Origin of the sequence: Peribacillus simplex (genome assembly GCF_001542915.1) — a bacterium.
Taxonomy (GTDB): domain Bacteria; phylum Bacillota; class Bacilli; order Bacillales; family DSM-1321; genus Peribacillus; species Peribacillus simplex_B.
Window position 1 is genome coordinate 131,036 of sequence record NZ_LNNH01000003.1, and the last position, 22,731, is coordinate 153,766.

Here is a 22,731-nt window from a genome sequence, read left to right on the forward strand (position 1 = left end):
TCTTACGGCTCGATAAGGAAAGCGTTTTTCTTCCGTCCAAAAAAATAGAGACGGTGCAAAGGCCTTGTCATCGTGACGTATAGCAGCTTGATGTCAAGCTCATTTTCGGTGCCGTACGTTTCCTCCAGCGATATGGCAAATACAACATCGAATTCCAGCCCCTTCGCTTGGTAAGAGGGAACGATAAGGGTTTTATTTTTCGGGATGCTTCCCGCCTCATCTATTAGGTGGAAGTCTTGATTGATTTCACTTAGTTTATCGTTCGCCAGTTTACAATCCTTCATCGTTTTGGCAATTACCGCGAACGTTTTGAATCCTTCCCCTTTAAGTGTTTCAATCAATTCGGTCAATTCTTCTTCCCACCCATCCTTATCAATGGAGATGAATTCAGGTTCCCTGCCATGACGGACAACAGGTTCAACTTCAGGGAAATCGTAGGTTAGCAACTGAAGAACTCGGTTAGCCTGGTTCATGATTTCGACGGTCGTCCTGTAGCTTTTTTGCAATTCCGTATAGGTCGCCCGCGGGAAAATACGCCTGTGAACCTCTTCCCATGTTTGCAAGCCACGATATGAATGGATGCCTTGTGCCAGGTCACCTACCAATGTGAACATATCAGTATCCACTGCCGTCTTGAGCGCTTGTAACTGCATGAAACTATAATCCTGCGCCTCGTCAATGACGACATTTTTTGCTTTATTTTCTTTGGCGACGCCAAATAGCCGCTCCTGAAGATATAATAATGCACCCAAATCCTCGGTTTCATAGCTTTTCATGGAAAATGATTTACGATTGTAGCTGCATAATGTGCCGGCATCTTCCAAAGTCAGTTTGCCGTTACTGTACGAGACCAGCCGCTCTGGGTCTTCGAACAATTCCTGATAGTATTGGAAGAGGTTTTTCATTTGAAATTGCTTGAAATAGGCTTTTACAGAAGTTCGGATCGCTTTTTGGGCCTGCCGGATCCTCTCTTCCTTTTTATCGTGGCATTTTGTAACGAATTCCTTACGTATGACTGGATCGATATTCTTATAGAGTGCCTTTTCAATTTTGGCCTCATAAAACTCCGTGACCCTCTCAAGTATGATTTTCTTTTTCCGTTTCACTTCATTTTGTAAAATGGCCTTCAATTTATCCAATCTCGTGTATAGAGGCAAATACCAATAATCCTCTTCCAATAATCTGATGAACTTCTTAGAAGAATAGAGGCGATATTTATCACAATAAAAATCAGCATCCGGATGAAATCCCCTGAAAATATCCTTTATATATTCGTCCAAAATATTTTTAAACGCAGGGGTTCCCTTCAAGCCTGATATCCAAACAGCGATCTTGGTTTCTTCGTCATCCTTTTCCAGCAATCGCGTTAATTTATCATCCGGCGCGAGCTTCACTTGTTTACCTATCGCCACCTGGACATATTCGGCGAAAGTGAACTGCTTTACTTTTTCAACACCCAATTCAGGCAATGCTTCAGATATGTAATCGATGAAAACCCTGTTCGGAGCCAGGATCATCAATTGCCGTGGGTCGAACATGTCTTTGTAGTGATAAATGAAGTAGGATATCCGATGTAAAGCAATTGTTGTTTTACCGCTGCCGGCCGCTCCCTGGACAATGATCGGTTTGTTCAAGTCCGCGCGGATGATTTTATTTTGTTCTTCCTGAATCGTCGTAATGATATCAGTCAGCCGATTGCTTGAACTTTTAGAAAGGGATTCCTGCAACAGTTCATCCGTTGTCGTTAAATCGATGTCCCTTACGTCTTCCAGGACACCTTCCTCGATCATTAGCTGCCTCTTTAACGTGATGCTGCCGCTAAATGTTTCCCCTTCGGCTTCGTACTCAATTTCGCCAATTCTTCCCTCGTAATAAAGATTGGCAATCGGTGATCGCCAATCGACGATGATCTGCTCCTGACTTTCCCTTTGATAAAGGGAGGTTTTTCCGAAATAAAGCATCTCACCGCTGCTGCCATCATTTCTTTCAAAATCGACTCTAGCAAAATAAGGCTTTTTACTCGCTTTCCGTAAACTCTCAAGCTCGGTTTTGGACATTTCAAAAAAGTTCGCTGTCGTCAGCAATTGAGAATATAAGCCGGATTCAGACCAGTCTGCATCACCAAAAGCTTCTTGCATATTGCGTTGAAATTGATCTTTGCTCGTTTCTGAGGTTTTGATGACGACATCGATATAGCGTTTTGTAAAATCCAGCCTCTGTCGCTCCTTCTCAAAATCGGGATGACTTCCCAACTCCCTCACTCTCCCTTCCGATTTAAACGAATAATCAAACCGATGCCTAGATGAAATGGACATTTATACTATCAGAAAACCTCATGGTTGACAAATTTAAATACATGAATTTTCCAATTACTCAGTTGTTGTATGCTTTGACTGCTGCAGGATCCAGAAGACTCAGGTAGGAGGAAGATTTCGATGGGGTAGTAAGCATAAGTTGAACAGGGAGCCTACGGCCTAATGAGGGGACCATGAAGATTCGTTCTATAAACCAAAACAAAGGAGCGGAGAAAGCACCTCCGCCCCTTTATCAGCATATTGTAAACGTTATTTGGTGGAACCCTCTCCAGTTGCCGTAGGTTTAGTTTCAGCAGCTCCGGAATTGACATCTTTTAGAGTTGTATCCAATGCATCAAGTTCCTTCTGGCTTAGCGGCTGGTCATTTTTGGTTTGTTCTTTGACACTATTCACTGCCTCACCATGTGCCTTGACTTCTGCATTGGCCTTCTGTATTTCTTTTTCAAGCTGTGCCACTAATTTATCAGCTTCTTCAGCTTTTTGCTCGGCATACTTAAGTAAACCTTCATAATTAGCAATCTTTTCTTTCGTTGCATTCAACTCCGCAACTTTGCTATTATACTCATTAGTCTTAGTATTAAGAGCCGTCCTGGTCGCCTCCAAGTTCGTGTTGGAATCTTTTAAGTTTGCTTGTAGACCTGTGATATCTTGTTTAAGGGAAGCAATGTCCGCTGTTAGATTATCTTTTTCCGAGGTCATGCTTTTGATATTTTCATTTAACTTATTGATCTCGGCTTTCTTCCCGGTGATGATGGAATTCGCTTCATTAATTTTAGAATTAGCACTATCCCGCAATGTATTGATCTTGCTCACCAATGTTTTCTCATTTCCTTCGAATTGAGTTAACTTGCTTCCTGCTTCTTTAACAAAATCCGTAGCCTGCTGCAATGTCCCAGTACCTGTAAATACCAATCCAGCCCCAGCCAATGTAAAACTCCCTAGTACAACACCAGCCGCAATCTTACTTGTAAATAAACCCATTCCAATTCCTCCAAATGATTCTTAATCCCGCAACGAATGTACCGATCCTATTCGAATAACAATTACATTGCATTCCTTTTTTTCAATTTAACGATGAAAATAAAAAAAGAGCCTTGAATGGCACAAAACAGCTAATTACATATCGTTCAAGTTTCTTGATTTTATATAAATCCCCATATTGTTCAACGCATTCCATTACGTTAAATTTCCATCGGCTTAAACTGACCCTATCACGTGACAATATAAAGCTAGAAGTCTATATTTCCTATAATTGAAACTATTTCAATGATGCTTCTGCATCCATCTAAAACCATCCAGCGAAAAATGTGGCGGACGTCCTAAGGAATTTGGTAACAATCAACAATTACACACATCGTGCACATCCTAAAACCCTGCTCAGTCAACCATGAATGTTCCTCCCATTACATAAGTCACAATTATTTATAATACTGATTTAAAAGCATATTACAATGAGTCTTTGTACCTTTATATATTGAAGATTAAAAATAATGATAAAGGGAAATTTCCGATCACTTCCCCCGCATTCTTTTTCAAGTCAAATCCCCTCTAACTTTATTCTCTTTAAGCGTTTGTTTTTTTCATTTTTTCACCCTGAAATTGTGTTAACTTGTTGCTTCAATACAGCAAATCGCAAGTTCATTACATGGAAGAACTAGACCCAGTCTTCTCCCCAAATCGAATCTTTGATGCACCCCCCATTCAATGCTTTGCTTGGAACAAAAAAGACAGTCTTTCTGGACACAGATGAAAAGTTCCAATTAAGGCAAATTCCCGCGTCCTGCTATTGAAGAATTTTCAGTTGGACAATTACGTCGTGTTTTCAACATGCTTATAAAGAGAAAAAATGGTAAAATCAAAGAGATTCACAAAAGCCCCCATGTGACCTTGATTGAATTATGAGGATGACGCAGATTTGCGTGCTGAACAAAGTCGATTAACACCTACAAAAAAAACGGAAACTGCACAAATAACAATGGAGGAGGAATATAAAATGGAACATGAATTAAAGGAATTCATCAAAAAGTGTGACCACGCCATACAACAGGAAGATTTTGATACTCTGAAGAATTACTATACGGAGGATGCGATTTTGGTTGTAAAGCCTGATATGATTGCAAGAGGTAAAGAGGAGATCAAAGAAGCATTTATTAAAATTGCAAAATATTTTAATAACACGCTTGTACCGACTCAGGGAGAAATGATTATCTTGGAAGCTGGAGACACAGCTTTGGTTATTTCGCAAACGCTAATCCATGCCGATAAAACGGATTCGGAATATTCAAATGATAGAAGGGCAACTTACGTATTCAAGAAAAATTCACAAGGTGAATGGCTTTGCGCAATCGACAATTCATATGGCACAGACTTAATCAATAGATAGATTAGAGCTATAATTTCAGAAAGCGGAAGTTTCCTGTTGCTAAGCGAATCCATAAATGCATGCTTATTTACAGCTGCTTAGGCCCTTTTCTTATTGGGCTTGCCTTCTATTGCACCGTTGTAAGTCCCCTTATCGGCTGCGTTTGGGGAGCGACTTCTTCATTCCCTCAAAAGATATTACCTTCCCTTGTAGCCAAGAACACTTCTTCCATTTCCTTGAACGTTTCTTTTTTGCCATTCTTATCGTAATTAGCATTGTACGTTTTCTATCATTACTATTCGTTCATGTACATGAAAAACGTTAGGATATTTATTCAAATACGCCTTCCCGTACTTTGTGCATTAAATTTTTAGATGATTTGTATTGGTTTTTGCTAATGAACCTTTAACTTTTGACAGAAATAAGATACAATTTAAATGATGCACAGTTTAAAAGCTACAAGAACGTAAACTGTCTTTTATGTGAAACAGAGAAAAAAATCAAACTTGTGTTGAAAACGTTGAAACAAAAGTATTTTGGAGGAATGTAAATAAATGATTACTGTAAATAATGTTGGTTTACGCTATGGCGATCGTAAACTGTTTGAAGATGTTAATATAAAATTCACGCCTGGTAACTGCTACGGGCTTATTGGTGCAAATGGTGCAGGTAAATCCACTTTCTTAAAAATCCTTTCCGGTGAAATCGAAGCACAATCCGGAGATGTTCATATGGGACCAGGGGAACGCCTTGCCGTTCTTAAGCAAGATCACTTCGCTTTTGAAGAAGAAGAAGTCCTTAAAGTTGTCATCATGGGACATGAGAGATTATATCAAGTCATGCAAGAAAAAGATGCCATATATATGAAGGAAAACTTCACGGACGAGGACGGTATGAAAGCAGCCGAGCTTGAAGGTGAATTTGCCGAATTAAACGGTTGGGAAGCGGAACCTGAAGCTTCCATCCTTTTAAAAGGCCTTGGCATTACAGAAGACCTGCATACGAAGAAAATGGCTGAACTGACTGGTGGCGACAAGGTAAAAGTGTTGCTTGCCCAAGCGCTTTTCGGCAAACCGGATGTTCTATTACTGGATGAGCCTACCAACCATCTGGATTTAAAAGCAATCAAGTGGCTGGAAGAGTTCTTGATCAATTTTGAAAATACCGTTATCGTCGTTTCCCATGACCGTTACTTCCTTAACAAAGTTTGTACACATATCGCCGATCTTGACTTCGGTAAAATCAAAGTGTATATCGGGAACTATGACTTCTGGTATGAATCCAGTCAGCTTGCCCTTAAACTGACTCAAGATGCAAACAAGAAAAAAGAAGAAAAAATTAAAGAGCTGCAAAATTTCATCGCTCGATTCAGCGCCAATGCATCCAAATCGAGCCAGGCAACTTCCCGTAAGAAATTATTGGATAAAATCAGTTTGGATGATATCCAGCCTTCATCTCGCCGTTATCCTTATGTCGGTTTCACACCTGAGCGTGAAATCGGGAACGACCTGCTTCGGGTTGATGGAATTTCGAAAACGATCGATGGCATCAAAATCTTGGATAACGTCAGCTTCACGATGAATAAAGGCGACAAGATTGCATTTGTCGGCAAAGATGAGATTGCCAAAACGACCATGTTCAAAATTTTGGCTGGAGAAATTGAGCCGGATGAAGGTACTTTCAAGTGGGGTGTAACGACTTCACAGGCATACTTCCCTAAAGATAATGCCGAATTCTTTGAAGGCGTCGATTTGACTCTTGTCGATTGGCTTCGTCAATATTCCCCGAATGATCAAAGCGAAAGCTTCCTGCGCGGATTCTTAGGGAGAATGCTATTCTCTGGTGATGAAGTGACGAAGAAGGCAAGTGTTCTTTCAGGGGGCGAGAAAGTCCGCTGCATGCTTTCGAAAATGATGTTAAGCGGATCCAATGTCCTTATGCTTGATGAACCGACAAACCATCTGGACTTAGAGTCGATTACAGCATTGAACAACGGGTTGATCGCCTTTAAAGGATCGATGATCTTCTCTTCTCATGACCATCAGTTCATCCAAACTGTTGCGAACCGGATCATTGAGCTTACACCAAAAGGTACGGTCGATAAGCAAGTCAGTTATGATGAGTATCTGGATAATAGCCAATTGCAAAAACAAGTGGCTGAAATGTACAAATAATTGATCCTTGAAAAAACACATCCATATGGATGTGTTTTTTTCGTTACTTGTCCCCTATTAGTCCATATGTTTTTATCCTTTCAACGTATTGAAGGAATAAAAATCGATTGGCTTGAAATATAATAATAAACCAAAGCAGGATCCTGTATAAGTTCAGTGGTTTAAAGGTATATTGTGAAGAAAGGAGTGGGTTGGTTTGGATGGGCACTCAGTGAAACATATATTTGAAGATACCGGAAATCTTTTCCTATACGATAAATTCAATTATCAATTTTATGTATCGGGACTGTTTGACTCAGTCGATCAAGAGCGGATCATTTCTGATTTTTTACGCGCATTTGCCTTTGACGAAAAAAATTCACTCTTTTTTGATGACTTTTCCTTTTACTTTAATTGCTTTCATTACTCCCAGCAAAAGCAGCAGATGTTAGATTTCCTCAAACCTGAGTATGATGACCATATTTGTTGATTTAGAATGAAAGGAAAGGTCATGTGAATGCCCTTACCTGAGATTGAAGGCAAACTCCGTTTCACTTGAGAATCTTATAATTTGATTCTAACTGCTTCAACTCCAACAAATCCAAAAAAGGGTATCGGAATGAAAGTGCCATTCCGATACCCTTTTTGACCCGCCCTCCATGCTTTTTATCTCCGTACCCGCTTTCCTCCTTGCCTGCTTCCGTATTCATGTCATGATGGCTGCAAATAATCTAATGCGCTTACCCGAGAAACAAGCAAGTGTATGAATTCATTGCCCGAAGATATTTTTAGTAACTTTTGAATATTAGGATCCGCCATTACATAGCTTCCTTTTTTATTCACAACATTAATGTTGTCGATATTACAAAATGAGTTTAGTATACTCCGGTAGTAATTTCAAAATGCTGTCTGCTATATGGCCGAACTGTTCAAAAGCTTCCGCAATTTTCTGCTAGGTGTCCGATACTATACGTGTGTATCCTCTTTACTGCCTCCCCTACCAATTCACACCAGTTGGTGGTTATTTATAAGAAAATAGATCTAAAAAATATCGGTGGGAAGCTCATGATAAATTAGATATGCTCCTTGTATAAAGCTTTTAAAGTTTTGGATGTGAAGATTGGATAAAGATTCTTTCTTCGACAAGCGCCCCTTATTGAAAGAAGAATTAGCGTTGCTTTATAAATGGTATTCCAAGCTTCACACCTCCCATGTTCTTCTTTATCTTCTTCAAAGATTGTAGCCGGATTTGAAATGACGTTCTTTCTAGAATTCTTTGTTCTTTATGGTTCTTACATACTTTCCTTTCTCATTGAATCGATTGCACTCACCGGAAAATGTATGTATGCCTTCTTGCTGAGCCAGCAGTTGCAAATGATACCGTATAATCCAATCCCTGCCGAAGGGGCATCTCCCCCACCAGCACTTATAAATCACCTTATTGGATATTAGTTATGATTCATATTGATTGAGTCTTTTTTACAGTGACGAAAGATATTCCAAATGATGTACCTATGGCAATCATGATTCCTATTAAAGCATACGGAAAATAAGGGCCCACATATGCGACTAAACTTACAATACTTGAAAGGATATACCCATAAATTCTTACACCCATGGCAGCAAAAAAAGTTGAGGCTACTGCACTACCAATCGAACAGGCTATGAAGGCTTTACGATTTTTAATAAGTACCCCGAATATAGCAGGCTCTGTAATGCCCAGAAGAGCAGAAATAGTCGCTGATAGAATAATAGACTTTTCAGTTTTGCTATTGGCTTTAAAAAACATTGCAAAAGTGGCACCTGCAATGGCCATGTTTGTCATAAACATCATAGGCATTAACATGTCGTATCCTTTATCCGCGAAGTTTTGAAGCACAATTGGTGTAAGAGCGTGATGCATACCAAATACAACTTCTATCGGTCTCGCTCCGCCCATTACAACTCCTGCTAAGATGGGAGATATATCGAATAATCTTTCAATAATATAAGCTAATCCCTTACCAACGTAACTACCTAATGGTCCGGATACGATCAATGCAAAAGGAATGGCAAGAAATAGAGTTAATGTAGGAGTAAATACAGTTTTCAAAATGTTTGGCATATACTTATCAATCCATCTGTGGATATAACTTAATGCCCACACAGATAAAATGACTGGAATGACAGCACCAGAGTAATTAATAACGGGTATTGGTAAACCTATAAAATGAAATTGACTTACCTCACCTAATTTAGCAGCGTCAATTAAAGATGGATACATAAAGCCAGCAGCAATAGCAAGGGCAAGATATTGATTTGTTTTAAATATTTTGGCAGCTGAAGCAGCTAAAAAGAATGGCAAGAAATAAAAGACTCCACTTGAAATCAAGTCTAGGATTATTATTGTTTCATTATCCTTCGATAATAAATTCAAAGCAATTAGACCTGCCAAAAGCCCTTTGAGCATGCCTGCACCAGCGATTGCCGGAACTATTGGACCGAATACACCCGATACAACATCCAACAATCGTGAAAAGAGACCTTTTTTCTTGCTACTTTCTTTCTTAACTTCTTCTCCTTCCATCCCTATTTCTTCCATTAAAGCTGAATGATATTGCTGTACATTTGTCCCGACTATTATCTGATATTGATCGTTTTGTAATTGTTCTCCGATAACACCACTCAATCGCTTTACATTTTCATGGGCGATCAAAGAATTATCATACAAATCAAAGCGCAGCCTTGTCATGCAATGCCAAGCTTTCTTTATATTCTCTTTGCCGCCAACATATTCTATAATTTTCTTGACACTCTCTTTATCTTTCATATTTGGATCATTCCCTTTCTAGAAATTATTGATAAATCTCAATCTATTACTTTCTTTCTTTCACTCCGATTTGACAGGGTTATGATAGCATATAAAAAAAATAAATGAAAACGCTTAAATAAACCATGAAATAATGAAAAATCCAATATTATCAACATTTATTGCATCAGTTTTTTGAAAATTGGTATGGTAAATTATCGTAACGGACCTTCTTTCTTTACCAAATTGACGTTGGATATTTACTATGTTTTAATCTAGTTAATTATTTCACTTTGATTTGACGAATAATTGAAATTAATGAAAAAAGGAGATTCAACCTTGGAACCCACACTTATTACAGATATACAATCATTTGTGATTAACCCGAATAGACATAATCTTATTGTAGTCAAAATAGAAACAAACAAAGGTGTTATTGGATATGGGTGTGCAACATTCCAGCAACGGCCTCTAGCTGTTCAAACCATGATTGATGAATATTTAAAACCGCTTCTAATAGATCGTGATGCGAACGCCATTGAAGACTTGTGGCACTTAATGATGGTCAATTCTTATTGGAGAAATGGTCCTGTTATTAACAATGCAATTGCAGGGATTGACATGGCTTTATGGGATATTAAAGCTAAATTGGCCGAGATGCCCCTTTATCAACTTTTTGGAGGAAAGTCAAAAAACGCAATTGCGGCCTATACACATGCTGACGGATTAACATTAGAAGAGCTCTTTAACAATGTTGATTCTTTGATCGAGAGAGGATACCGCCATATTCGCTGTCAATTGGGGTTGTATGGCGGCAAAAATCATACGATGCACGTAACAAAAGAGTTAAGTGCAGGAGAATATTATGATCCAGACATTTATATGAAAGATGTCGTGACCATGTTTAAAGCATTACGTGAAAAATATGGATATTCCATTCATTTGCTTCATGATGTTCATGAAAGACTATTTCCAAACCAAGCCCTCCAATTGGCAAAAGACCTAGAGCCTTATAAGCTATTCTTTTTAGAGGATATCTTACCTCCTGATCAAAATGAATGGTTGGTTCAATTGAGATCACAATGCACTACACCTATAGCATCCGGGGAATTATTCAATAACCCAACTGAATGGAGAAATCTCATCGTTAATCGTCAAATTGATTACATTCGCTGCCATGTTTCACAGATTGGGGGCATCACACCCGCTCTTAAACTAGCTGCACTATGTGAAAATTTTGGTGTTCAAATTGCCTGGCATGGCCCATCGGATATGACCCCTATTGGAGTTGCAGTGAATACACACTTGAATATTCACCTTCATAATGCAGCGATACAAGAAATTCAAGAGCCTGATGAAACTACGAAAAAAATGTTCCCTAACTCAGTGGAAGTAGTGGACGGGTATATTTATCCTATTGAAAAAGTTGGCATCGGTGTTGATTTCAATGAAGACATGGCAAAAGAATATCCAGTCATTTATCGAAAACATGAATGGACTCAAGCTCGTATTCCAAATGGTACCATCCATACCCCATAAAGTTATAAAAATGCAGGAAAACCCTTGAAGCAATGCGCTTCAAGGGTTTTACATTACAAGAAAGATAACGAATGGATCCTTTTATGCTAATATTATATGCAGTAAGAAAAAACAATCTGTCTTGAGGTAATCGATGATGAAAAAACGTGATTTTATTGCAGATGATATTCTAAGTAAAATTTATCAAAATACTTATAAAGCTGGTCAAAAAATCCCTACCGAAAGGGATCTGGCAAATCAATATGATGTATCCAGATACACAATTCGCGAGGCATTAAAAAAACTTATGAATATTGGATGTATCAGAATTATTCAAGGTTCGGGTATATTCGTCAATGATACAAAATATAAAAGTCCATTAATTTACAATTCATTAACAGAAAAGAAATTCAAAGATATACAATCCGAAATTATCTATCTTAAAAAGATTAAACCTGATCAAACATTTGAAAAAATTTTTGATATAAATGGAGAACAGAAGAAATTATGGGAATATAAACGGGTTCGAATTGCCGATTACCAAAAAAGGCAAATTGAAACTTCAAGATTACCATGCTCTTTTTTCCCACACCTTAATAAAGAAGAAGTTAAAAAATCAGTTCATGACTATGTACAACAATGCGGCTATCAAATATCTCATTTCATCACAACATACAGCGCAGTAAATGTAAGCAAAGAGGATGCTGAGCTTCTAATTTGCAAGAAAGGGGTTGCCGCGATGAAAATCATAAACAGAGGAATTCTTCAAAATGGCAGAGTGTTTGAATATAGTGAAATGATTAATTTAGATTATTCATGTTCCTATTTTACACCGTTTAACCCTTATAGTCATCAACACCGAAAAACCTAACATTTCTCACTAAATCATTTTTCCGTACCGGCCCAAGTGTACGAAGGAATCTTTATAGGTACAACGTACTCCCTTCCACCTGCCCACTGTTTTGTTTTTCTCATGCCTATGTCTGAATTTTTAAATATGGTCTCGTGAATATGGGATACCGGCACCACAAAAAGCACTAGTGAACAAAGCATCCCATATTCCGTTAAAGACCGAAATTTCAGTTATTTATCTTTTTATCATGCCTTTTCAATTTTTGAAAAACTCCACATTGTCGACACTGATCCAGTTATTTGCATTTGCATCAGTCCAAAAACCGAATTCAGCTTGTCCGTTCGTTACATGAATATTCGTTATAGTAATTTGAGTCCAGGTGCTTGTTGTCGGAATAGGAGTGTTTTTTTCTGAGCTTCCAAAGTTCTTAACGTACATTTGGCTCGTTTTAAATCCACCACCGCTTCTTACCCATGCTTTCAATGTATACGTTCCATTAGGAAGGCCTGTTTTTATTTGATGGGTACTAACCTGATAAGCAACGCTATTCCAATGAGATAATTTGTAGCTTCCTGAATATCCGCCAGCTTCCGTGTAATTGGCAAGATCATTACCATTTGACCAAGTGGTCCAACCTGTTGGATTCTGTGTAGCTCCATCTGTTTCAAAACCGGCATTATTTACAAGATTCCCGCTTGATGCCGATCCTTTAGCTGCATCACTGAAAGCATCGATGGCCGTTGTATATTTCAGGACATTTTTAGATACCTCGGTAGTTGCGCCTAATGCATAACCATCAGAAAGAACACTTGAGTTAGCCTGGGGTTCCCAATAAAAAACTCCGATCCCTTTTCCGTTCGGAACCGCTTTCACAACCTTGATTGTATCATTGATCGTCCAATAAGAATCTTTAGGGTTTTTTTCGTCTCCACCTACTTCAACAACCATAACTTCCTTGTTATAGCGTGAAGCCATGTCGTTCAGATTGTAAGATAAATCATCGGTAATCTCCCAATATGGCTGACCATCCCAATATGGATAGAAAGATGCACCAATAACATCCGTTTTACCGCCATTACTAAAGAAGTTATCAAACCACCATCTGAATTGACTGTTGTTAGTCCCATGTGCTAAATGACTGACCACCTTGGAGGATGGGCTTACAGCCTTAACTGCGTCATAGCCTTTATTAAGGAACGCCGTCAATTTACTGAAATTGTCAGTACTGCCATCTGGAAGCATGATCCCTGAGTTCATCTCATTCCCAACTTGTACCCATTCAGGATATATGCCATTACTTTTTAGCTCGTTCATGACATCGTAAGTATGGTTGTAAACCGCTGTTTGTAACTGGGTATTGGTGTAGCTTGTCCATGCGTTTGGCTTAATTTGATGACCCGGATCTGCAAAAACATCACTATAGTGAAAGTCAACCATTATCCTCATTCCCAAAGCTTTTGCCCTTTTTGCTGCAGCAAGCACGCCTGCTTTGTCACTATAGCCCAGCATGGTCCAAGTTGTTCCATCTTTTAACCAATAATAGTCACTTGGCGGATTAACAAAGACTCTTAACCTAACGGAATTAATTCCGTGATCTTTAAGTATCTGTAAAGAATCTGCTGGTTTTCCATTGTCATCGACCCAACTTACGCCCCCATCTTCCATTTGCTTCATCCAGCCTATGTCAGCTCCATATGCAAATGGAGTCGATGCTTCCACCTTATGGAAAACATCTACACTAGCTAAGCCAGTTAAAGCAAGAACTAAGCCCATCACCATTACCATAAAACCTTTTATCTGTTTTTTCAACATGAAATTCATCCTCCTATGACAGCAATTCATCGGTTTATTGACTTGCCTGTAACTAGTACAATGCTCGGAAAAACCATGATAATTGAACAACTTATCGTTTGTTTTTGCCGTTTTACCTTTACTATGGAAAACGGCTTAACTCCCTTTTTTTCATGTACAGCTTCCCGTTGGCCTGTCTGCAAATGATCCCTTCACCGCTCCCCAACCTTCCTATCCTTTGTCAATAAATGAATGACTGCATGTGAGCCACATTACCTGCACCACCTAGGATTTGTCGTTATTTATCCCACCTTCCATTTCTTAGCGCCATCGCTAATATCCACAATATAAAATGAAGCTTCATATCCTATTTTGCCGAGATATTTAGCTGAAACGCTCTGGATGAAGCTTTCCGTTTTTTCGCTTTCCACGATCGCTATCGCGCAGCCGCCGAAACCGGCACCTGTCATCCTTGCGCCAAGGGCTCCTTCCTCCCAGGCCGCTTCGGATAACACATCCAATTCAATGCCCGTCACTTCATAATCATCACGCAATGATCTGTGCGAAGCATTCATCAGTTCCCCAAACGTTTTCAATTCGTTTGCCTTTAATGCCTTTGCAGCTAGTACTGTCCGTTCGTTTTCACTGATCCCATGACGCGCCCTTTTCCGTAACGTTTCATTCGATAGATATCCTTCCAGCTTTTCAAATTCCTTCAATGTCAGTTCTCCAAGCGAGTTCACATTCCGGTATTGCCGTAGTTCCGAAAGAGCCGCTTCACATTCAGAACGACGTTCATTATATTTTGAAGTCGCAAGCTCGCGGCGCTTGTTCGTATTCATGATGACTATTTTGTATCCATCTAAAACAAGGGGGATCATTTCGTAGCCCAGGGTTACACAATCCAGTAAAATGGCCATATCTTCTTTTCCTTTTTGCACGGCAAACTGATCCATAATGCCTGAATTCACACCGATAAATTCATTTTCAACTTTTTTTCCCGTCAAAACTAAATCAAGATCAGAAACATCCAATGCGAATATTTCTCGTAAGATTACACCTGTCAGCATTTCAATTGAAGCGGAAGAGCTTAATCCAGCACCGGTCGGGATGTTGCCATTAAACAAAATATCCAATCCACTGTCGATTTCATGACCAGCATCTTTGAGATAACGGATCATGCCCTTTGGATAATTGGTCCAGTTACCCTCTTTTCTGTAAGCTAAATCGAAAAGGTCAAAACAAATCATGCCTATTTCCGGAAAATTTTCCGAGTAGAATCGAATTTGACTATCCTCTCTTTTTGCACTTACTGCATACGTTCCGATTGTAATGGCACATGGAAAAACATGTCCTCCATTATAATCCGTATGCTCTCCGATCAGGTTAATCCGCCCCGGTGCAAAAAATACTTCCCCGTCTTGTCGACTGAAAACGGTTTTGAATTTTGTTTTCAATAATGTGGTATCCATGCCAAGCCTCCACCTTTTTTATTTCCTGCCTTGTTCAAGGACTTTGTTCAATTGACTTATTTCCATTAAAAATACACCCCAAATATCAGATTTTCGTCTAAAATTTAAGGTGCATTCCGTTTTCCGATTATTGATTTTCCGTTCTTTAAAAGCTTAATATGGTACTCGTTTAACTAGGCACCGCCTTGAATCGTTGTTGGAGGATTCATTGTCGCTTCCATTTTTATTTGACCTGTTCCAGGACAAAATCAATGGCTTTTTGCGAATTTCTAGTGAGATTGATATATTCTGCCCCTTTTGTGGCAGCGAGTTTAATGTTTAAACGGTCTGTGTCTTCTTTAATGTCATCATAATATGATCCTACTTGCGGAGCTAAAATCACCATATCGAAGTCTTTCATGATCTCGTAATGAGAACCGTAAGCACCTGCTGATGCAGTGATCGGGACATTGTATTGTTTAGCGCCTTCCGTTAATGCATTAGCTAACATGGCACTTGTTCCCGCTCCGGCACACAGCACCAAGACGTTGATGCTTTTCTCCAGCGTTGGTGCGGATTCCTCCACTTGAGCATTGTTGTTCATGATGGCGAATGTATCTGTTCCTGTTGCACCGACCATTGCAGGTTGCGCTGCTCGGGAAACTCCAACAGCTGCTTCCAATTCAGCATTTTTTGCTTCTTTTGCCAGCAATTCGTTGTCATAGGCTTTACAGAACGGAAGGTAAATAAGGAAATCGACGACGATTAATAAGATTGCAAGAACCAAAGCCCAGAGTCCCATACCTGTACCAAGTATTAAGCCGATTGGTGCTGGTGTTGCCCATGGCAGGACATAAATGAAGCTGTTCATCCCGATAACGTCAACGAAGAACTTGAACAAGCAAACATTAATCATTGGCGTCATTAAAAACGGAATGAAGAAATAAGGATTTAAAATCATTGGTGCAGCAAATAAAAGCGGTTCATTAACGGCAAAACACACGGGTACTACGGATGCTTTTCCGACTGCTTTCAGCTGTTTTGATCTAGCAAGAAGAAGGAAAATAAACGGAACGACAAGGGTAGCACCGGTCCCTCCCATAGTACCGACAAAGTTTCCAAGTCCGACCGTAAGCACGTTGGATGCTTGCTCACCGGCATCATGAAGCTGTAAGTTTGTGGCTACATTAGCGTAAATAATGGCGGCAATAGCTGGCTCCACTATAGAAGGTCCGTGTACCCCGGCAAACCAAAATAGTGCCATCATTCCCCAAATGATGCAGATTCCCAGGTACCCATCAGCAGCTGTGAATAACGGAGACAGCAGAGTAGCGAGTGCTTCTGCAAAAGGGACCCCAAGTGTACCTCTAACGATTAAATCCATGATAACCATGGCAAGAACGGAAAAGGCGAATGGAAAGACATCCTTAAACGTTTGCGATATCGTTCCTGGAACTTCTTTTGGCATTTTAATCGTTATATTTTTAAGTGCACAGAACTTATAAAGATTGACCGTAATGAAAGCAGATACAAAAGCGGCTAAAAGACCTTTTGTACCGAGATATTCCGATGAAAAACCGCCATCGATTTGAGTAACACTTAAAACTAAAAAACCAACGATGGAAGCGAGCATTGCGGAAGTAGAGTTAATATACTGATTTTTTGGCATTCTGCGATTTACCGATTCACTCAGAGATCTTGCCGTTGTGGCAGAAACAAGCAGTCCCACGATTCCCATTGAATAGTTGTACACTTTCCAAAGCCAAGTGGATACATTTTCAGGCCAAGTATAACCGAATACTTCCGGTACAGCCGCAACAAGAATAAACATACTCGCAAACAATATGACCGGCATGGCGGCTAGGAAACCGTCACGAATTGCCCCTAAATAAATGTTTCTTGAAATTTTTTCAAAAAAAGGTTTTCCTTTTTCGATTTGCTTGATTACACCGTTCATTACTTCCCCTCCAAATTAACGGTTTTTACGATAGAGTTCAATGAAATCTTGGATGAGTTCACGAAGAAGCAAAGTTGTCATTAAGTGGTCTTGGCCGTGTATGAAAATAAATCCTATATCCATATCTTTTCCTGCGGCTTCTTCCGATAGAATCTTCGTCTGTGCATTGTGGGCGAGATGTAAGTTTTCATCGGCACTTTTTAGGCCTGCCTCCACATTATCAAAGTTTCCGGCACGCACTTCTTTTAGTAATGTTAATAATGAACTTCTAGCATCCCCAGCATAAGCAACAATTTCAAAACCGAGCATTTGTATTTCTTCTTTATTCATATAAGTAACCTCCAATAGCGATTTCATATTTTTTGGCAACGCATGATGAAAAGAGACTCTTTCCATCATGCGTGAAAATTAAACGATCGTTTTCGTTTCACTTACAAGCTTGTACCAGTAGGCGGATTCTTTCGGATATCGTTTTTGGGTTTCAAAATCGACGTAGAAAAGACCATAACGTTTGTTATAACCGTTTGTCCAAGAAAATAAATCCATTAAGGACCATAAAAAATACCCTTTTACATTGACACCATCAGTGATAGCTTTACTAATGGCTTCCAAATAAACTTTTAAATATTCCATTCTTGGTTTGTCCATGATGATTCCGTCATCGAATTCATCTTTATAGCCCATGCCATTTTCCGTAATGTATATTTTGTTATAATCTGGATAATCTTGTTTAATACGGATGAGAATGTCATACATTCCTTCAGGATAGATGAGCCAGTCCCAATCCGTTCTTTTCAGTCCTTCTTTGTAAATCCTTTCACCAATCCCTTTTACTTTATAAACCGAGGTTCCTTTGTCGCCGGTGCCATTATGATGAATCATGGTTTCTCCGTCGTATGCTTTAACGAAATGGCATTGATAATGATTGATGCCGAGATAATCATTTCGTGTTGAAGCTTTTTTCATGATTTCAAAATCACTGTCCAAAAACTCGTATTTCGCACCATTTGCCTGACAGATCTCATCCAGTGCAAGCATGGTTTTCTCCGAATAATAACCGAGGTAAGTGGCATCAAGGAGAAACCTGACTGATAACGCGTCATCCAGGAAACAGGCATGACGGTCTTCTTCTGAGTCACTGGCAGGGTATTTTGTTTCCAACGAGTGGACGACGCCAATTTCACCAGGATAGTTATTTTCCTTGAATAAGTTAACCGTCATTGCATGCGCCACCATCATATTATGTAAGCATTGAATGATCTTTGTGAAGTCGCTTTTGATAGATGGAGGAAACACACCGAGTAAATACTGGTTTGTCGCAACGGGATAGATTTCATTAAACGTACTCCAATTTTTAACTTCGGTAAATTCATTAAAACAAAACTCTGCATAGTCAACAAAAGCTTCTAGTGTTTCACGATTTAAAAAATCACCTTTATCGAATAATTCTTTTGGTGTATCGAAATGATGGAGCGTAACAAAAGGAACGACGTTATGTTTTTGGCATTCTGCGAAAACATCATGATAGAAATCGACGCCTTCCTGATTGACTTCTCCTGAGCCATTTGGAAAAATTCTTGTCCAAGCAATGGAAAGGCGAATGCCATTTATGCCAAATTTTTTACATAACTTTATATCTTCCGGGTATTGATGATAAAAATCACTTGCAGGATCAGGACTGAATCTTCCTTGCTTTTCTAGAAATTCATCCCAAGCAACAGGTCCTTTTCCGCCTTCTTTTGTTGCACCTTCTGCTTGATACGCTGCTGTGGCACCGCCTAAAATAAAATCACTTGGTAATTTCAGCATGACTTGAATCCCCCTAATGAAAGTTTATACAAGCTAGTTAAAAAATGTTTGTTTTTGTTAACTTTTGTTTATCGTAAGCGTATACAAAATGATTGTCAATAGATTTTTCAAAAAATGTAAGCGATTGATTATTAGGTTAATCACTGTTTATCACGATATGAACAGGATCGTTTAGCGCTCTTTATAAATGTTTGTTTTTGTTTTTTTATTGACCTATGTTTCTCTTCTATGATAAATTGTGTTTAAAGTTGAGGTGATTAGATGTGTTAAAAAAAGAACGGTTATTAAAGATCATCGATATCGTTAACTCCAAAGGAATCATTACGGTGAATGAGATCATGGATGAACTGGATGTTTCCGATATGACAGTTAGAAGAGATCTAGAGGAACTTGACAAAGCCGGAAAAATCGTTCGCATCCATGGCGGTGCTCAGAGTATTTCCCACTCAATAGATCGAGAGTTATCACATCATGAAAAACTTGGTGTTCAAGTAGAAGCAAAAGGTAAAATTGCAGAGCTGGCTGCATCGTATGTAGAAGACGGCGATACGGTTTTTCTCGGACCAGGTACTACAATTGAACTTTTAGCCAAATATCTATTGAACAAACGAATCAGGATTATTACGAATAACTATCCTGTATTCAATATTTTAACGCATTGCGAAGCGGCAGATATTATCCTGATTGGCGGCGACTATAGAAAAAACACTGGTGCTTTCGTTGGGCCTATTGCCAATAATACTTTGCAAAAATTCAATTTCACGAAGGCTTTCATTAGTGCAAATGGCATTCATAATGATGAAATCTCTACTTATAGTGTCGAAGAAGGAGAAGCACATCAAATTGCGCTGAATAATTCTCGAACCAAATTTTTGTTAGTAGACAATAAAAAATTCAATCGAGAAGATTTTTACGTTTTCTATGATTTACATGATATGGATTATTTGATTACTGATGATAACGTTGTGAAGGATGTCCTAGCCCATTACGAGCAATATGTAGATATCAAAATCGCAGAAAAAAATGAATAGAAAAGGTAGGGGTAGTTCATTGAAAGGAATTATTTTTGATTTTAATGGCACCATGTTTCTAGATTCGCATATTCACGAAGAGGCATGGTTTTACATGGTAAAGAAATATTCCCCTAAGGCCATATCGGATACAGATATTTTGCTTAACATTCATGGAAGAACGAATAAGGAAATCCTTACCCATTTTATCTCAAAAGAGTTGACAAATGCGCAAATCGAAAAGATGTCTTTTGAAAAAGAAGCCTACTACAGGGAATTATGTCTGAAGAACAAGGATGAACTAAAGCTGACCAATGGCCTCGCGGACATGTTAAATCAGCTGAAAGCTTCAGGAATGCCCATCACCATTGCGACCGCTACGGTAAAGGAAAATGTTCAATTTTACTTTGATATTTTTCAATTGGACCAGTGGTTTGATTTTGACAAAGTGACCTTTGATGACGGGAGCTTCCCTGGCAAGCCGGAACCGGATATATTCATTATTGCGGCGAAGAAATTAGGGCTTATACCAATTGAATGCTTAGTAATTGAAGATGCTTTTTCGGGACTTACAGCAGCGAAGAAAGCAGGAATCGGCAAGATCATCGCCATCGATCCATTCGGTAAAAATCGCTCGTTATTCGAAGAAAAACAACTAGGAAGCGATGGAATCATAACCGATTTCACTAAATTTTTTGAAGTGATTGCAAGTTAATCCTTTTGAGGAGAGTGATACTGGGGCTCTTTTTATGGGGATGGACTTGGGAGATTTCTTGTCATAACAATGAACTGTCACGATTCAATAGTGGGAGTAAACAAATCAGAACATATGGATAAGCCTAAACCTCGCTGAATTTCAACGAGGTTTTTCGTAGAATGGAGAATCGCTGCAATTGTCTTGAATTCTTTTTCACCACAGCAAAAGGTTTGCAAGCTTGAACCAAAATAACGAATAAATGAATCAATCATTCTCCTCAGGATAAGTGTGTTTGCTATTAATTAGTGTCTGTAAATCTCCCCTATATATTGTATCTTTCCATTCCTGTATCCTAAACGGAAGCAAAGGCGAAAGATAGGGAACACCTAAAGATTTAAGTCTTGCCATATATATTATTTTAATTGTTGCAGCAATGATTAATCCATTAAATCCATAAAAATAAGCAATAATCAAAAAAAGCGGTCTTAAAGTACTTTCAGCAGCTAGCATTCCTCTGTTGGCGAGTAGAAAACTAGAAATAGTCGTTATACCTACGATTATGAGACTAAGTGGATGAATTAGTTTTGCCGTAACAGCTGTTTCGCCTATTACGATAGTTCCGATCAAGGAAAGCAAAATCACTGAAGCCTTCGGAATACGATAAGATGCATCCAATAAGATTCTTATGATAAATAAGAGAAGAGCTATTTCCCAAAAGGTTGGTAATAACTCATTTTTAGTTATGAGTGCCTTCGAAATTTTATTAGTTAAATCTCCTTTATGAAAATTTGCTATCGCGATATAAACACCAGGTAGGTATACAGCTAAGAAAAAGCAAATCATTCTTATTATTCGATTTGAAAAGCGACCCGCTTTTACGTGATACTCATCCGGCGCCTGTAATAAATCCATAAAAAGTGTAGGTGCAATAATTGCACTAGGGAAACCATCCACTATAATTGCTACTTTTCCTTCATATAATGAGGATACAACTCCATCAATTCGTCCTGAAGTTCTTGCTAAATTGAAAATGGTTCTTGGTTTTCCTTCCAATACATCTTCCACAACTTTTGAATTTAGCAAATATTTTATTTTTAGGCTTTTTAGCCTCTTTCGTACTTCTTTTAAAATTCCTTTATCCACAATCCCTTCTATAAATAATATTGAAACTGCTGTTTTCGAGAATGTTCCAAATTCCATTGGTTCTACACAGAAATCAGGAGTTTTAATGGTACTTCTTAACATATTAATATTTGTTTTCATTTGTTCTGTCAGACCAACAATGGGACCCATTTGAGAACGTTCCCCTAGTGATTCTTCAAGGCTTCTTTCCTTCCAATTGGCTGATGGTACGATAATTCCTTTTCGATGGCCATTAATCAATATAATGGTATTTCCTTTTACGATAGCTTCTATTACGTCTATGTACTGAGTCGTGGTTTTCACATCAGCAGCTTCAATCAATCTTTCATTAATTTGATCAGTAAGTGATTCATTACACTTTACAGTCTTGAAAGGCTCCAATAATGGTTTGACAACATATTCCTGTATGAGGTCTGTATCAATAATTCCATCCAAATAGACAATGTTGATTTCGACAGAACTCTTGAAGCCCGTTTTTATCTTTCTAACGGTAAGATCAGATGTATGATGAAATGTTTTCTTTAGATCGCTAATATTTTCTTGAATGGTTTCCTGCAAATCTTTTTTACTCATTCAATTTCACCCTTAAAGTTTATTCACTTTAGTTTGAGGAAATATCTTGAATTTTATTCTCATTCAATGCAGCGCAAGTTCAATCCATAAAGAATCGAAACGTCTGTCTCCTTTAGCATTTTATCGTGGTAAACATTTGTTTGGATTGATTGTTTCGCGGACCAATAATCATGCTGAACTACCAAAAAAAGGACCATTTTTAATGGTCCTACCAGTTTGTAGACAAAAGGGGTTCGGAATTAAAAAATTCCGAACCCCTTTTGAAATTCCTTTGAAATTTTGACCAAAGGTTACGAGATTTGGGCTCTTCG

16 protein-coding genes and 1 pseudogene are annotated in these 22,731 nt (G+C 38.6%); 7 read left to right on the forward strand and 10 right to left on the reverse strand.

The window, feature by feature from the left end; translation table 11 throughout:
• Positions 1-2: 2 nt before the first annotated feature.
• Both helD and AS888_RS01005 read right to left on the reverse strand, forming a co-directional pair.
• Complete coding sequence (gene helD / locus AS888_RS01000) at positions 3-2,315, reverse strand: RNA polymerase recycling motor HelD (RefSeq protein ID WP_081092254.1); 2,313 nt, start codon at positions 2,313-2,315, stop codon at positions 3-5.
• Positions 2,316-2,564: 249 nt separating this feature from the next.
• Positions 2,565-3,296 (reverse strand): hypothetical protein, encoded by a 732-nt coding sequence (locus AS888_RS01005; protein ID WP_061140339.1) that lies wholly within the window; start codon positions 3,294-3,296, stop codon positions 2,565-2,567.
• A gap of 1,012 nt (positions 3,297-4,308) precedes the next feature.
• Between AS888_RS01005 and AS888_RS01010 the strand changes: the two genes are divergently transcribed.
• The 3 genes from AS888_RS01010 to AS888_RS01020 all read left to right on the forward strand — a co-directional run bounded on the left by AS888_RS01010 (position 4,309) and on the right by AS888_RS01020 (position 7,320).
• A complete protein-coding gene (locus AS888_RS01010; protein WP_061140365.1) occupies positions 4,309-4,698 on the forward strand; it encodes a YybH family protein in 390 nt (129 codons plus the stop codon).
• Between the two features lie 533 nt (positions 4,699-5,231).
• Positions 5,232-6,851 (forward strand): ABC-F family ATP-binding cassette domain-containing protein, encoded by a 1,620-nt coding sequence (locus tag AS888_RS01015; protein WP_061140340.1) that lies wholly within the window; start codon positions 5,232-5,234, stop codon positions 6,849-6,851.
• 211 nt (positions 6,852-7,062) lie between these two features.
• Entirely contained in the window at positions 7,063-7,320 is a 258-nt protein-coding gene (locus AS888_RS01020; RefSeq protein WP_155645339.1) for a hypothetical protein, read from the forward strand.
• Between the two features lie 61 nt (positions 7,321-7,381).
• Here AS888_RS01020 and AS888_RS26250 read toward each other — a convergent pair whose 3' ends face one another.
• Positions 7,382-7,540: a hypothetical protein gene (locus AS888_RS26250; protein ID WP_155645340.1), complete on the reverse strand. Its 159-nt coding sequence runs from the start codon at positions 7,538-7,540 to the stop codon at positions 7,382-7,384.
• Between the two features lie 749 nt (positions 7,541-8,289).
• Positions 8,290-9,639, reverse strand: a complete 1,350-nt coding sequence (locus AS888_RS01025) for a PTS transporter subunit EIIC (RefSeq protein ID WP_061140342.1) — start codon at positions 9,637-9,639, stop codon at positions 8,290-8,292.
• 318 nt (positions 9,640-9,957) lie between these two features.
• Between AS888_RS01025 and AS888_RS01030 the strand changes: the two genes are divergently transcribed.
• Both AS888_RS01030 and AS888_RS01035 read left to right on the forward strand, forming a co-directional pair.
• Complete coding sequence (locus tag AS888_RS01030) at positions 9,958-11,157, forward strand: enolase C-terminal domain-like protein (protein ID WP_061140343.1); 1,200 nt, start codon at positions 9,958-9,960, stop codon at positions 11,155-11,157.
• Between the two features lie 136 nt (positions 11,158-11,293).
• Complete coding sequence (locus AS888_RS01035) at positions 11,294-12,007, forward strand: GntR family transcriptional regulator (RefSeq protein WP_061140366.1); 714 nt, start codon at positions 11,294-11,296, stop codon at positions 12,005-12,007.
• Positions 12,008-12,694: 687 nt separating this feature from the next.
• On the opposite strand, the pseudogene AS888_RS27005 reads toward AS888_RS01035, so the two are convergent.
• The 5 genes and pseudogenes from AS888_RS27005 to lacG all read right to left on the reverse strand — a co-directional run.
• Positions 12,695-13,702, reverse strand: a pseudogene (locus AS888_RS27005) (glycoside hydrolase family 53 protein); the annotation flags it as partial.
• 380 nt (positions 13,703-14,082) lie between these two features.
• On the reverse strand, positions 14,083-15,252 hold the full coding sequence (locus AS888_RS01045; protein WP_061140344.1) for a galactokinase: 1,170 nt from the start codon (positions 15,250-15,252) through the stop codon (positions 14,083-14,085).
• A gap of 223 nt (positions 15,253-15,475) precedes the next feature.
• On the reverse strand, positions 15,476-17,188 hold the full coding sequence (locus AS888_RS01050; RefSeq protein WP_061140345.1) for a PTS lactose transporter subunit IIBC: 1,713 nt from the start codon (positions 17,186-17,188) through the stop codon (positions 15,476-15,478).
• Positions 17,189-17,203: 15 nt separating this feature from the next.
• Positions 17,204-17,518 carry a PTS sugar transporter subunit IIA gene (locus AS888_RS01055; RefSeq protein WP_061140346.1) on the reverse strand — a complete coding sequence of 105 codons (315 nt, stop codon included), beginning with the start codon at positions 17,516-17,518 and terminating at the stop codon, positions 17,204-17,206.
• 78 nt (positions 17,519-17,596) lie between these two features.
• Positions 17,597-18,997: a 6-phospho-beta-galactosidase gene (gene lacG, locus AS888_RS01060; protein WP_061140347.1), complete on the reverse strand. Its 1,401-nt coding sequence runs from the start codon at positions 18,995-18,997 to the stop codon at positions 17,597-17,599.
• Between the two features lie 263 nt (positions 18,998-19,260).
• On the opposite strand from lacG, the gene AS888_RS01065 reads away from it, so the two are divergent.
• Both AS888_RS01065 and AS888_RS01070 read left to right on the forward strand, forming a co-directional pair.
• Positions 19,261-20,028: a DeoR/GlpR family DNA-binding transcription regulator gene (locus tag AS888_RS01065; protein WP_061140348.1), complete on the forward strand. Its 768-nt coding sequence runs from the start codon at positions 19,261-19,263 to the stop codon at positions 20,026-20,028.
• A gap of 19 nt (positions 20,029-20,047) precedes the next feature.
• A complete protein-coding gene (locus tag AS888_RS01070; protein WP_061140349.1) occupies positions 20,048-20,722 on the forward strand; it encodes an HAD family hydrolase in 675 nt (224 codons plus the stop codon).
• A 246-nt stretch (positions 20,723-20,968) separates the two neighbouring features.
• On the opposite strand, the gene AS888_RS01075 is transcribed toward AS888_RS01070, so the two are convergent.
• Positions 20,969-22,420, reverse strand: coding sequence for a spore germination protein (locus tag AS888_RS01075; protein WP_061140350.1), 1,452 nt, complete (start codon positions 22,418-22,420; stop codon positions 20,969-20,971).
• Positions 22,421-22,731: the final 311 nt, after the last annotated feature.